General features: G+C 61.7%; 9 protein-coding genes. 5 read left to right on the forward strand and 4 right to left on the reverse strand.

The genetic code is table 11. The features are described from left to right. Positions 1 to 179: 179 nt before the first annotated feature. Complete coding sequence (locus CKW37_RS09080) at positions 180 to 392, reverse strand: hypothetical protein (RefSeq protein ID WP_371864281.1); 213 nt, start codon at positions 390 to 392, stop codon at positions 180 to 182. Between the two features lie 275 nt (positions 393 to 667). Between CKW37_RS09080 and CKW37_RS09085 the strand changes: the two genes are divergently transcribed. The 5 genes from CKW37_RS09085 (at position 668) to CKW37_RS09105 (ending at position 7958) form a co-directional block, all read left to right on the forward strand. Continuing rightward, on the forward strand, positions 668 to 1171 hold the full coding sequence (locus tag CKW37_RS09085) for a sigma-70 family RNA polymerase sigma factor (RefSeq protein WP_095155366.1): 504 nt from the start codon (positions 668 to 670) through the stop codon (positions 1169 to 1171). Then, positions 1171 to 2124, forward strand: coding sequence for a FecR domain-containing protein (locus CKW37_RS09090; RefSeq protein ID WP_095155367.1), 954 nt, complete (start codon positions 1171 to 1173; stop codon positions 2122 to 2124). Before CKW37_RS09085 ends, CKW37_RS09090 begins: the two co-directional genes overlap by 1 nt. 95 nt (positions 2125 to 2219) lie before the next feature. After that, positions 2220 to 4655 carry a TonB-dependent receptor gene (locus CKW37_RS09095; protein ID WP_095155368.1) on the forward strand — a complete coding sequence of 812 codons (2436 nt, stop codon included), beginning with the start codon at positions 2220 to 2222 and terminating at the stop codon, positions 4653 to 4655. Between the two features lie 281 nt (positions 4656 to 4936). Then, entirely contained in the window at positions 4937 to 7075 is a 2139-nt protein-coding gene (katG, locus tag CKW37_RS09100) for a catalase/peroxidase HPI (RefSeq protein WP_095155369.1), read from the forward strand. A gap of 139 nt (positions 7076 to 7214) precedes the next feature. Next, positions 7215 to 7958 (forward strand): class I SAM-dependent methyltransferase, encoded by a 744-nt coding sequence (locus CKW37_RS09105; protein ID WP_095155370.1) that lies wholly within the window; start codon positions 7215 to 7217, stop codon positions 7956 to 7958. Between the two features lie 139 nt (positions 7959 to 8097). Here the strand turns inward: CKW37_RS09105 and CKW37_RS09110 are convergent, their stop codons facing one another. The 3 genes from CKW37_RS09110 to CKW37_RS09120 all read right to left on the reverse strand — a co-directional run bounded on the left by CKW37_RS09110 (position 8098) and on the right by CKW37_RS09120 (position 13388). Further along, positions 8098 to 8655 carry a DUF1523 family protein gene (locus CKW37_RS09110; RefSeq protein ID WP_095155371.1) on the reverse strand — a complete coding sequence of 186 codons (558 nt, stop codon included), beginning with the start codon at positions 8653 to 8655 and terminating at the stop codon, positions 8098 to 8100. A gap of 367 nt (positions 8656 to 9022) precedes the next feature. Beyond that, positions 9023 to 10267 carry a ribonucleotide-diphosphate reductase subunit beta gene (locus CKW37_RS09115; RefSeq protein ID WP_095155372.1) on the reverse strand — a complete coding sequence of 415 codons (1245 nt, stop codon included), beginning with the start codon at positions 10265 to 10267 and terminating at the stop codon, positions 9023 to 9025. 217 nt (positions 10268 to 10484) lie between these two features. Beyond that, complete coding sequence (locus CKW37_RS09120) at positions 10485 to 13388, reverse strand: ribonucleoside-diphosphate reductase subunit alpha (protein ID WP_095155373.1); 2904 nt, start codon at positions 13386 to 13388, stop codon at positions 10485 to 10487. Between the last annotated feature and the right edge of the window lie 322 nt (positions 13389 to 13710).

The following is a 13710-nucleotide window of genomic DNA, read 5'->3' on the forward strand; positions in this document are numbered from 1 at the left end:
CCCGAACTCAGCAGTGAAACGATGCATCGCCGATGGTAGTGTGGAGCTTCTCCATGTGAGAGTAGGTCATCGTCAAGATTAAATTCCGAAACCCCTATCTGCGTATGCAGGTAGGGGTTTTGTCTTTTCGGCATTTGGAAACTTCAAGGAAGTCGCGGGGCTGAACCCCGCGGGCTGGCTTACACGAAGGCCTGAGGGGCCACGCCGCGCGGCAGGCGGCAGCGGTCGGGACGAGCGGCCAGGCGTACACGCCAGTTGGCCTTGAAGCAGTAAGATGCGGCTTTCGCCTGGGCCATTTGGCGCTGTTTACGCAGTTCCGCCAATGATGGCGCCTTCTTCGCCGGGGCGACGTCGACCTTGGTCAGTGAGCGCTGGCACGATTTGCAATCCACGTCATCTGCGACAGCAGTAGTGCTCAGAGTGTTGCCAACACGGCCACATGCAACGGCCTCGCCGTTTGTTGAGTAATGCATTACCAAAACTGTACATCTCCACACGTATGAACAAAAAGCCGCGTATTTTCGCATAGGTCGACGGTGAGATGCCGCCATCTCCGCCGGTCAACACTCATCTTGTTGCAATTGCCATTACTGCTGGCTTCTCTATAGAATGCGATCAATTCTTAATTACACCCTGCCATTCCTGGCGGATGTATTCAGTGGTCTCTATGTCCTCGACCGATCGCGCGCTTAATCTGCATATCGAAACCCTGTACTGCGAACATCACGGATGGCTGCACGGTTGGCTCAATCGCAAGCTGGGCAACACCAGTGATGCCGCGGACCTGGCCCACGACACGTTCATCCGCCTGCTGACACGGCAAAGCAAATGCTTCGGCAGCGAGCCCCGCGCATTGCTGACTCATATTGCCAAGGGCCTGGTAATTGATCGGTGGCGACGTCAGGACGTCGAGCGCGCCTACCTCGAAACCATTGCCCACCTGCCCGAGTCCGAAGTCCCGTCGCCGGAAACCCGTTGGCTGATCCTCGAAGCCCTGCATCGCATCGACGCCATGCTCCGCGAGATGCCCGGCCGCGCCCGCCAGACCTTCCTGTTCTCGCAGATCGACGGGATGACCTATCCCCAGATCGCCGAGCAACTCGGCGTCTCACTGATCACCGTCAAACGGGACATGCGCGACGCCTTCCTCGCTTGCCTGAGCGTGGCTTGATGACTCCGTCCATCGACCCGCTGATCCTCGGCGAAGCCGCCGACTGGCTGGTGCAACTGCAGTCCGGCGTCGCCACCGAAGCCGATCATCACGCCATCCAGCTCTGGCGCGATCGCAGTCCGCAACACGCTCAGGCCTGGCAGCGGGCTGAAGCCCTGCTGGGCGATCTGCGCACCGTACCTGGCAATGTGGCCAGCGACACTTTTCAGCGGCTGAACAACAGCAAGCGGATCGGCCGTCGTCAGGCGCTGCATCGCCTCGGCGTGTTCCTCTTGGCGGGCCCCGCCGTATGGATCGCCTCCCGTGAACTGCCCTGGCAGCAATGGCGCGCCGACCAACGCACCGCCATCGGCGAACAGAAAAACCTGACCCTGCCCGACGGTACGCAACTACTGATCAACACTGGCAGCGCCTTGAACATTGCCTTCAATGCCCAGGAACGACGGATAAGACTGTTGGAAGGCGAGGTACTGATCAGCACTGCCAAAGACCCATCCCGCACCTTTATGGTCGAGACCCGCCACGGCACTGCCCGCGCCTTGGGCACGCGCTTCAGCGTCCGCGTCGGGGAGCAGCTCAGCCATGTCGCCGTGAGCGAAGGGGCGGTGGAGATGTTGCCGCTTCACGCGCGCCAAGGCCTGATTCTCAAGGCCGGCGAGCAGAGTGCGTTTGGCCTTGACCGCACCGCCGCCGCCGAACCGTTGGACACCGCCGCCCTGACCTGGGAACACGGCATGCTGGTCGCCCGCAACATGCGCCTGGGCGATCTGCTCGCCGAGCTCGGCCGTTATCGCCCCGGCGTACTGCGCTGCCATGAGGCGGTTGCCGCGCTCAGCGTCTCCGGCGCGTTTCCGCTCAAGGACACCGACGCCAGCCTGCGCTTGCTGCAAGACACCCTGCCGATCCGCATCAGCAGCCTGACCCGCTACTGGGTTGCCATCGAACCTGCCTGAGCTGCGAGAAAATTCGCACGCAGGCTGATACCTTTTTCCCGCTCCTTCGGTGTGGAAGTGAACCCTCACTTTTCAGGCGCCGACAGGAGCTCCGAATGACGTCCAGGCCGTTGCAGTCCATCTCCCGAATCAGCTCACCGCGTGTTGCCATGAAGGCACTGAGCCTCGCCGTCGCCCTGGCCGTGTTGATGCCGGCCCACAGCGTCATGGCCGCTGATCCCGTGCCGAACAATGGTGCCCGTAGCTACGCCATCGCGCCGGGTCCGCTGGCTGATGTGCTGGCCCAGTTCGCGGCGATGTCCGGCGTGCCGCTGTCGTTCGACGCGAAGATGCTCAATGACCGCCGCAGCCCTGGCTTGCAAGGCAGCTACACCGCGCAGGCCGGCTTTGCGCTGCTGCTTCAGGGCAGCGGCTATACCCTGCAAAGCGCCGGCGGCAACGGCTACACACTGGCCCCGCTGTCCAGCGGCGATGTGCTGGAACTGGGCGCGACCAACGTCAATGCCGCCTCGAGCATGACTGGCGACACCTACGCCGGCGGCCAGGTGGCGCGCAGTGCGCGGCTTGGCGTGCTGGGCAACCGTTCGATCAACGACGTGCCTTTCAGCGTCACCAGCTACACCGCCAAGGCCATGGCCGATCAGCAGGCCCGGACCATCGGTGACGTGCTCCTCAACGACGCCTCGGTGCGCCAATCGGCGGGCTTCGGCAACTTCTCCCAGGTGTTCACCATTCGCGGGCTGCCGCTGCAGAGCGATGACATCGCCTTCAACGGCCTTTATGGCGTACTGCCACGGCAGATCATCAATACCGAAGCGGTGGAGCGGGTCGAGTTGTTCAAGGGCCCCAACGCGTTTCTCAACGGCGTCGCACCGCAGGGCAGCGGCATTGGCGGCAGCGTCAACCTGGTGCCCAAGCGCGCCGAGGACACCCCGACCCGCAGCGTCACCCTCGATTACACCAGCGACACCCAGGTCGGCGGCCACCTCGACCTTGGCCAGCGCTTCGGCGAAGACAACCGCTTCGGTGCGCGGATCAACCTCGCCCAACGCGGCGGCGACACCGCGATTGACGATGAAAGCAAACGCACCTCGCTGATCGCTGTTGGCCTGGATTACCGCGGCGAGCGCCTGCGCCTGTCGACCGATTTCGGCTATCAGAAACAGCGCATCAACAACGGCCGCTCGGTGGTCTACCCCAACGGCACCAAGGTCCCGGACGCACCGTCGGCCAAAGACAACTACGCCCAGGACTGGACCTGGTCGGAGCTGGAAGACACCTACGGCATGCTCAACGGCGAGTACGACCTCAACGACAACTGGACCGCCTACGCCGGTATCGGCGCCAAGCACACCCGGGAGAACGGCGAATATTCCTCGCTGTATGTCGGCAACGATGGCAGCGGTCGTACGGGCTTTCTCTACTCGCCCCACGACGAAGACAACAAGAGCGCGGTGGCCGGCCTCAATGGTCGCTTCAACACCGGTGCGGTCAGCCATCAGATGAACTTCGGCCTGTCCGGCATGTGGGGCGAGCAGCGTTCGTCCTTCGAGGCGATCCTGGCTGCAAATCGCCAGCCCGGTAACCTCTACAACCCGATCCAGATTCCGCGCCCGACCAACACCTACTTCGGCAGCGATATCCACGACCCACGCATCGTCGGGAAAAATCGCATCAAAAGTATCGCCCTGTCCGACACCCTTGGTTTTATAGATGACCGTGTTCTGCTGACCCTCGGTGTACGTCGCCAAACCATCGAAGTTGACGCCTGGGCGACCAGTAGCGGTGCGCGCAACGCTAATTATGAAGAGTCCATCACCACGCCGGTCTATGGCGTCGTGATCAAGCCCTGGGAGCATGTGTCGTTCTACGCCAACCGCATCGAAGGACTGGCCCAAGGCCCGACGGCGCCGTCCACAGTCAGCAACCGCGACGAGGTCTTCCCGCCCAAGCGCAGCAAACAAACCGAAGCCGGCGTGAAGCTCGACTGGGATAGCTACGGTGCCACCTTCGGCGTGTACCGCATCGAGCAACCGAACAATGCCACGACGAACAACGTATTCAGCGTCGATGGTGAGCAAATCAACCAGGGTGTCGAGCTGAACCTGTTCGGCGAACCGGTGGATGGCCTGCGGGTGCTGGCCGGTGCGACCTGGATGGACACCGAACAGAAGAAAACCTCCAACGGCGCCACCGACGGCAACCGCGCTGCGGGCGTGCCGCGCTTCCAGTTCAACGTCGGCGCGGACTGGGATGTGCCGGGCATCGAAGGCGCGGCGGTGAGTGGTCGCGTGTTGCGCACCGGTGGCGAATACGTCAACGCGGCCAACACCCTGAACATCCCGGCCTGGACCCGCGTCGACCTGGGCGCACGGTATGGTTTCAAGGCGGACGACAAGTACATCACCCTCCGGGCCAATGTCGAGAACGTGGCGAACAAGGCGTATTGGGCGTCGGCGTCGACGGCGAACAATTACCTGACCCAGGGTGAACCGCGGACGTTGAAATTGTCGGCCACAGTCGATTTCTGATTGACGCTCGATCCGTGAGCCTTTCATCACGCCGGGGCTATGGAGCAGTCCCGGTGCCTCTGCTTTACTTTCTCCCCGAACCACCACCGCCCGTCGACGATTCGTCATACGGAATGGAACTTAATGATCGACGGATATTTCCTTTATGTCGCCAAGAAGTAAATGACTATCGATTCAATAAAATTCATAAATTTGTTTCATCGGTGGTGCCGTTTTAGTCTTGCTCTATCGTCGGTCGCAACACAGAGGGCCGGTCTGCTGAGGAAAAAGGAGAAAGCAGCATGTCGAACCAAGGTAAGTGCCCGTTCCACAATACATCCGGTGGCGGCACCAGCAATCGTGACTGGTGGCCCAATCAACTGCGTGTAGAGCTGCTTAGCCAGCATTCGGACCGTTCGAACCCGCTCGGGGAGAACTTCAACTATCGCGAAGAATTCAAAAAGATCGATTACTCCGCGCTCAAGGCCGACTTGAAGGCGCTGCTGACCGATTCTCAGGACTGGTGGCCGGCCGACTGGGGCAGCTACGGCGGCCTGTTCATTCGCATGGCCTGGCACAGCGCCGGCACCTACCGCACGGTGGACGGCCGTGGTGGTGCGGGCCGTGGCCAGCAACGCTTCGCGCCGCTGAACTCGTGGCCCGACAACGTCAGCCTGGACAAGGCGCGTCGCCTGCTGTGGCCGATCAAGCAAAAGTACGGACAGAAAATTTCCTGGGCCGACCTGATGATCCTCGCCGGCAACGTGGCGCTGGAGTCCTCGGGCTTCCGCACCTTCGGTTTCGGCGCGGGCCGCGAGGACGTGTGGGAACCGGACCTGGACGTCAACTGGGGCGACGAGAAAGCCTGGCTGACTCACCGTGACCCGGAAACCCTGGCCAAGAACCCACTCTCGGCCACTGAAATGGGCCTCATCTACGTCAACCCCGAAGGCCCCAACGCCAGCGGCGATCCCGCTTCGGCCGCGGCCGCGATCCGCGCCACCTTCGGCAACATGGCGATGGACGACGAGGAAATCGTCGCGCTGATCGCTGGCGGTCACACCCTCGGCAAGACCCACGGTGCCAGTGCCGCCACCCACGTTGGTGTCGACCCGGAAGCCGGTGGCATCGAAGCCCAGGGCCTGGGCTGGGCCAGCACCTATGAAAGCGGTGTCGGCGCCCACGCCATCACCTCCGGCCTGGAAGTGATCTGGTCACAGACCCCGACCCAGTGGAGCAACAACTTCTTCGAAAACCTGTTCAAGTTCGAGTGGGTGCAGACCCGCAGCCCGGCAGGCGCCATTCAGTTCGAAGCGGTGGACGCGCCGGAGATCATGCCCGACCCGTTCGACCCGTCGAAAAAACGCAAGCCAACCATGTTGGTGACCGACCTGACCTTGCGTTTCGACCCCGGCTTCGAAGCGATCTCGCGACGTTTCCTCAACGATCCCCAAGCGTTCAGCAATGCCTTCGCCCGCGCCTGGTTCAAGCTGACCCACCGAGACATGGGCCCGAAAGCCCGCTACCTCGGCCCGGAAGTGCCGAACGAAGACCTGATCTGGCAAGACCCGCTGCCGGCCGCGTTGTACAACCCAAGCGCCGACGATATCGCCGACCTCAAGTCGCGGATCGCCGAATCGGGACTGTCGGTCAGCGAACTGGTTTCGGTGGCCTGGGCCTCGGCTTCGACCTTCCGTGGCGGCGACAAGCGCGGCGGTGCCAACGGTGCGCGCCTGGCATTGGCGCCACAGAAGGACTGGGCGGTCAACGAAATCGCGGTCGGCACCCTGGAGCGCCTGAAGGCGGTGCAGCAGGCGGCCAACAAGGCATCGCTGGCTGACGTGATCGTCCTCGCGGGTGTGGTCGGTATCGAACAGGCGACCAAGGCTGCCGGCGTGAACGTGCATGTACCGTTCGCTCCGGGCCGGGTCGATGCGCGTCAGGACCAGGTGGATATCGAGTCCTTCGAATACCTCGAGCCGCTGGCCGATGGCTTCCGCAACTACCGCAACACCGACAGCCCGGCCAGCACCGAATCGCTGCTGATCGACCGCGCCCAGTTGCTGACCCTGACCGCGCCGGAACTGACTGCTCTGGTCGGTGGCCTGCGGGTTCTGGGCGCCAACTACGATGGCAGCCAGCACGGCGTCTTCACCCATCGCGTCGGCGAGTTGAGCAACGACTTCTTCGTCAACCTGCTGGACATGGGCACTCAGTGGAAAGCCGTAGGCGACTCCACCGAACTGTTCGAAGGTCGCGACCGCAAGACCGGCGAAGTGAAATACACCGCCACCCGCAATGACCTGGTGTTCGGTTCCAACGCCATCCTGCGGGCCTACGCCGAGGTGTATGCCAGCAGCGACGCCAAGGAGAAGTTCGTCAAGGACTTCGTCGCCGCGTGGACCAAGGTGATGAACCTGGACCGTTTCGACCTCGCCTGAGGCAGAGCGGCGCCTGTCGCGAGGCAGGTGATCTGTTGACGTGATGAAGGCCCGGTGAAGTTCTGCTTCACCGGGCTTTTTTTGCATTCGCTTCGGCTACAATGCCGCCCCCTCGACCCCCTTCACATCCCAGGTTTCCATGTCCGGCAACGCTCTCTATACCGACCTGTCGGGCTACTACGACCTGATGTGCGCCAGCATCGACTACCGCGCGCAAAGCCATAGCGTCCACCGCCTGCAGCAGCTCTTCGGCAATGGCGGCATACGGCACCTGGACCTTGCCTGCGGCACCGGCCCTCATGTTCGTCACTTCATCGATGCCGGTTACCAGAGCACCGGGCTCGACATCAATCAGCCCATGCTCGACCGGGCTGCATTGCGATGCCCTGAGGCGCAGTTTGCACTGGGGGACATGTGTGGTTTCAGCGTGGCCGAGCCGGTGGACCTGATCACCTGTTTTCTCTACTCCGTCCACTACAGCGGCGGTATCGAACGGCTCAAAGCCTGCATCGCCAGCGTGCATGCGGCGCTGGCGGCGGGTGGCGTGTTCTGCTTCAACGCCGTGGACAAGCAGCGGATCGACAACGGCTCGTTCGTCTCCCACACCGACACACTCGATGAGGCCCGGTTCGCGTTTCGTTCAGCCTGGCATTACGAAGGGGAGGGCGAGCGGCAGTCGCTGAGATTGAGCATCGAGCGGACGCTGGCGGGGGAAACCCAGGTCTGGCATGACGAACACCCGATGGTGGCGGTGAGCTTCGACGAGCTGCGGGCGCTGTTGGAACCGTACTTCGAGGTGCATGTGCTGGAGCATGATTACGAGAAGCTGGTGTCGTGGGATCAGGCCTCGGGGAATGCGTTGTTTGCGTGTGTGAAGATCTGACTCTGCCGAGGCCGGCTTCGGACGATAGCCAAGGCTGAGCCCTGGCTATCTGTGCCAATGGAGCTGGGGGCTATCGCTTACTGCTTTTTATAACCCACCAGCCACATGTTGGTATCTACGCCAGCCTCACATACGCCGCTTACCGCGATGAGTCACTCGGGACCATGGGCGCGCGCTTAAGCCGGAGCCGTCGCCGGATCACAAGGCCGATGGTGACCGCTACGATCAGCAGCACGCTGAAGAAGATAGTGTTGAAAACCGGGAAAGGCTCCGAGCGGCTGCTGGTTGCCTTGAGGTCAGTGATGTTCGGGAACATTGAAAAGATCTGGAAGCGCCACCCGTAGTAGCGAATCACCGCTAGCTGGCTCTGATCACGGGAATAGTCCTGGGCTTTGGCCTGCAGATCAGCGCTGTCGAACTTGAAGTACCAAGGGAACCCCCAGCCAGTGTCTTCATTGCGGTAGACGACGACTTCACGATCAGCGTCCGACGATACCGTGTTGATGAAGTACACGTCCCGGGTAGGGCCATCTGCAGGATTTTCTGCATTGATGACACCATCTGCGTCCATCCTTTTCACTTCGACACCGGTGATGTGCACCACCTTGTGGCGTGGGAGATAGTGGTGAAAGCACAGCGCAGCGACTGTTACCAATATCAGGCAGAGAACGGCAATGGAACGTTTGACCCAGGGCATTGAGTGATCACTCTCGAGAAACGGAGGAATATGAGGGTAATGCCATCTGTTTGCGCAGGATGGTTGTTACAGAATGCGTCAGCGCAATGCGTAAACGCCAGCCAGTCAGTCAAGAAGCAGGTGACCTTTTCAGGGCCGCCTTCGCGGGTACGCATTGTACTTGTAGGAGCGAGCTTGCTCGCGAAGGCGTTAGTGAGCTCACCGACGCCTTCGCGAGCAAGCTCGCTCCTACGGAGTCCAGCCAAATCAATCAGCCATGTTATGAGAGCGGGTTCACCGGGACGCCGGACCTGCTCTGCCACTCTGAAACACAAAGTAAAAAGGCTGCCCGAGGGCAGCCTTTTTGATAGAGCTTCGCGAGAGCCGATCAGTCCCAGCTCAACGCCCCACCTGTTTGGTACTCAATCACGCGAGTCTCAAAGAAGTTCTTCTCCTTCTTCAAGTCCATGATCTCGCTCATCCATGGGAACGGGTTAGTGGTACCTGGGTACTCTTCTTTCAGGCCGATCTGCGACAGGCGACGGTTGGCGATGAATTTGAGGTAGTCCTCCATCATCGCGGCGTTCATGCCCAGTACGCCGCGCGGCATGGTGTCGCGAGCGTATTCGATTTCGAGCTGGGTGCCCTGCAGGATCATCTGCGAGGCTTCTTCCTTCATTTCGGCATCCCACAGGTGCGGGTTTTCGATCTTGATCTGGTTGATCACGTCGATACCGAAGTTCAGGTGCATGGACTCGTCACGCAGGATGTACTGGAACTGCTCGGCCACGCCGGTCATCTTGTTGCGGCGACCCATGGAAAGGATCTGGGTGAAGCCGCAGTAGAAGAAGATGCCTTCCAGAACGCAGTAGTAGGCGATCAGGTTGCGCAGCAGTTCCTTGTCGGTCTCGACGGTGCCGGTATCGAATTCCGGATCGGAGATCGCGCGGGTGTAGCGCAGGCCCCAGGCGGCCTTTTTCGCGACCGACGGGATCTCGTGGTACATGTTGAAGATCTCGCCTTCATCCATGCCCAGCGATTCGATGCAGTACTGGTAGGCGTGGGTGTGGATCGCTTCCTCGAAGGCCTGGCGCAGGATGTACTGGCGGCACTCGGGGTTGGTGATCAGGCGGTACACGGCCAGCGCGAGGTTGTTGGCAACCAGGGAGTCGGCGGTGGAGAAGAAGCCGAGGTTGCGCATGACGATACGGCGCTCGTCGTCGGTCAGGCCTTCCGGGCTCTTCCACAGGGCGATGTCCGCGGTCATGTTGACCTCTTGCGGCATCCAGTGGTTGGCGCAGCCGTCCAGGTACTTCTGCCAGGCCCAGTCGTATTTGAACGGGACCAGTTGGTTGAGGTCGGCGCGGCAGTTGATCATGCGCTTTTCGTCAACGGCGACGCGGGCAGCGGAGCCTTCCAGCTCGGCCAGGCCTTCGGCGATGTCGAGGTCGTCCAGGGCGGCTTTGGCGCGGATTACCGCGTCAGAGTCGGTGCTGGTTACAGCGCGAGCTTCGAGGGCGGCGGCACCGCCGGCGCTGTCGAGTTTGTCGATACCGGTGGCAGCGGCTTGGGCATTACCGCTTTTGGCGGTGGCTTCGCCGTCTTCTTTGTCGAATTCGTCCCAGCTCAGCATGGTGGGTCTCCTGCTTGAGGGCCATGTTCAGTATGGCCAGTGGATCTTGGTTGCGGTGCTTGCGTTCGGGTACTGCAGTGCACGCAAAATCTGAGAGCCGGAGCCTTGGGGCTTCGGTCTTTTTGTTTCTGGCTCAGGGACGGCGTCGGCCTCGATCACGAGTACGCCGTTCATCCTGGCAGCAGTGAGGCTTCCCGAAGGAAGCCTCACGATCACCTTATTGGCAGGCTTCGCAGTCCGGCTCGTCGATCGCGCAGGCTTTAGGCACTGGCGCTGGAGCAGGGGCTGCGGCCGGAGCGGCCTGGGCCTGGACCGGGGCGCTGTTGTCGCCACCGCTGGACACGGCGTTGAGCTTGCCGGTGGTGATGGTCGACTTCTCGGTGCTGGTCGCGGCCAGGGCACGGAGGTAGTAGGTGGTTTTCAGACCACGGAACCAGGCCATGCGGTAGGTCACGTCCAGCTTCTTGCCCGAGGCGCCGGCGATGTACAGGTTCAGCGACTGAGCCTGGTCGATCCACTTCTGGCGACGGCTGGCGGCATCGACGATCCACTTGGTTTCAACTTCGAACGCGGTGGCGTACAGGTCTTTCAGCTCTTGCGGGATACGCTCGATCTGCTGCACGGATCCGTCGTAGTACTTCAGGTCGTTGATCATGACCGAGTCCCACAGGCCGCGGGCCTTGAGGTCGCGAACCAGGTACGGGTTGATCACGGTGAATTCGCCCGACAGGTTCGATTTCACGTACAGGTTCTGGTAGGTCGGCTCGATGGACTGCGACACGCCGGTGATGTTGGCGATGGTCGCGGTTGGCGCGATGGCCATGATGTTCGAGTTACGAATACCTTTTTGTACGCGCTCGCGAACCGGTGCCCAGTCCAGGTGCTCTTCGAGGTTGACGTCGATGTACTTGGCGCCACGGGCCTCGATCAGGATCTGTTGCGAGTCCAGCGGCAGCACGCCTTTGGACCACAGCGAACCCTGGAAGGTCTCGTAGGCACCGCGCTCGTCGGCCAGGTCACAGGAGGCCTGGATGGCGAAGTAGCTGACCGCTTCCATCGAACGGTCGGCGAACTCGACGGCAGCGTCGGAACCGTAGGCGATGTGCTGCAGGTACAGCGCGTCCTGGAAGCCCATGATGCCGAGGCCGACCGGACGGTGCTTGAGGTTCGAGTTGCGAGCCTGCGGCACGGAGTAGTAGTTGATGTCGATCACGTTATCCAGCATGCGCACGGCAGTGTTCACGGTGCGTTGCAGTTTGGTGTGGTCGAGCTTGCCGTCGACGATGTGGTTCGGCAGGTTGATCGAGCCCAGGTTGCAGACGGCGATCTCGTCCTTGTTGGTGTTCAGGGTGATCTCGGTGCACAGGTTCGAGCTGTGGACCACGCCCACGTGCTGCTGCGGGCTGCGCAGGTTGCACGGATCCTTGAAGGTCAACCATGGGTGGCCGGTCTCGAACAGCATCGAGAGCATCTTGCGCCACAGGTCTTTGGCCTGGATGGTCTTGAACACCTTGATCTTGTTGTACTCGGTCAGGGCTTCGTAGTACTCGTAGCGCTCTTCGAAGGCCTTGCCGGTCAGGTCGTGCAGGTCCGGCACTTCCGATGGCGAGAACAGGGTCCACTTGCCGTCATCGAAGACGCGCTTCATGAACAGGTCAGGGATCCAGTTGGCGGTGTTCATGTCGTGGGTACGACGACGGTCATCACCGGTGTTCTTGCGCAGCTCGATGAATTCTTCGATGTCCAGGTGCCAGGTTTCCAGGTAGGCACAGACAGCGCCTTTGCGCTTGCCGCCCTGGTTGACCGCGACGGCGGTGTCGTTGACCACTTTCAGGAATGGCACGACGCCCTGGGATTTGCCGTTGGTGCCCTTGATGTAGGAGCCCAGCGCGCGCACCGGGGTCCAGTCGTTGCCCAGGCCACCGGCGAATTTCGACAGCATGGCGTTGTCGTGGATCGCGTGGTAGATGCCCGACAGGTCGTCCGGCACGGTGGTCAGGTAGCAGCTCGACAGTTGCGGGCGCAGGGTACCGGCGTTGAACAGGGTCGGGGTCGACGCCATGTAGTCGAAGGACGACAGCAGGTTGTAGAACTCGATCGCACGGGCTTCACGGTCTTTCTCGCCCAGGGCCAGGCCCATGGCCACGCGCATGAAGAACACCTGCGGCAGTTCGAAGCGCACGCCATCCTTGTGGATGAAGTAGCGGTCGTACAGGGTCTGCAGGCCGAGGTAGGTGAATTGCTGGTCACGCTCGTGATTGATCGCCTGACCCATGCGGTCGAGGTCGAAGGTCGCGAGGGCCGGGTCGAGCAGTTCGAACTCGACACCCTTGGCGATGTAGGCCGGCAGTGCCTTGGCGTACAGGTCGGCCATTTCGTGGTGGGTGGCGGCGTCGGCGACTTCGAGGAAGCCCAGGCCTTCGGCACGCAGGGTGTCCATCAGCAGGCGGGCGGTGACGAAGGAGTAGTTCGGCTCGCGCTCGACCAGGGTACGGGCGGTCATCACCAGGGCGGTGTTGACGTCCTTGATGGCCACGCCGTCGTACAGGTTCTTCAGGGTTTCGCGCTGGATCAGCTCGCCATCGACTTCGGCCAGGCCTTCGCAGGCCTCGGTGATGATGGTGTTCAGGCGGTTCATGTCCAGCGGCGCCATGCTGCCGTCTGCCAGGGTGATGCGGATGCTCGGGTGCGGCTGCACGACGGCGTCGGTGTTGCTGCGGGTGGCGCGCTCACGGGCACGCTGGTCGCGGTAGATCACGTAGTCGCGGGCGACTTTCTGTTCGCCGGCGCGCATCAGGGCCAGTTCGACCTGGTCCTGGATCTCTTCGATATGGATGGTGCCGCCGGAAGGCATGCGGCGCTTGAAGGTCGCGGTGACCTGTTCGGTCAGGCGCGCGACGGTGTCGTGGATACGCGACGACGCGGCGGCGGTGCCGCCTTCAACTGCAAGGAACGCTTTGGTGATGGCTACGGTGATCTTGTCGTCGGTGTAAGGAACGACAGTGCCGTTACGCTTGATCACGCGCAGTTGGCCAGGGGCGGTCGCTGCCAGATCCTGATTCGAATCTGCGGCCTGCGGCGCCTTGGCCTGCGGGTTCTCGCGAGTTGTGTCGGTTTGCATGGGTGTCTCCACGTTCTTTAAGTTTGTTTAGGCGCCCGGTGGGCGCCAACCGTTCCATCCAAAAGCCCGACAGGCACCTGGCACGCGCGTGGCTCAAAGGCTCTCGCGCGCCGCTCTGGGCACATACCCGACTTCGGGACGGATCAGGAAAAAGGGGCATTCGCATGCCGCTCCCTGGCCGAAGTCAAAAGTCTTGGGTCGACAACCCAAAATCTGTTGCTGTTGGGGGTGCGGCCCTGGCCTGCACTACCCATACCCGGAACAAGGCCCTCAAAGGGCTTGCAACGGTCGCCTCCGCAGGAGCGGTTTGGCTGCTGAAATC

Source organism: Pseudomonas sp. Irchel 3E13 (genome assembly GCF_900187455.1).
GTDB lineage: Bacteria > Pseudomonadota > Gammaproteobacteria > Pseudomonadales > Pseudomonadaceae > Aquipseudomonas.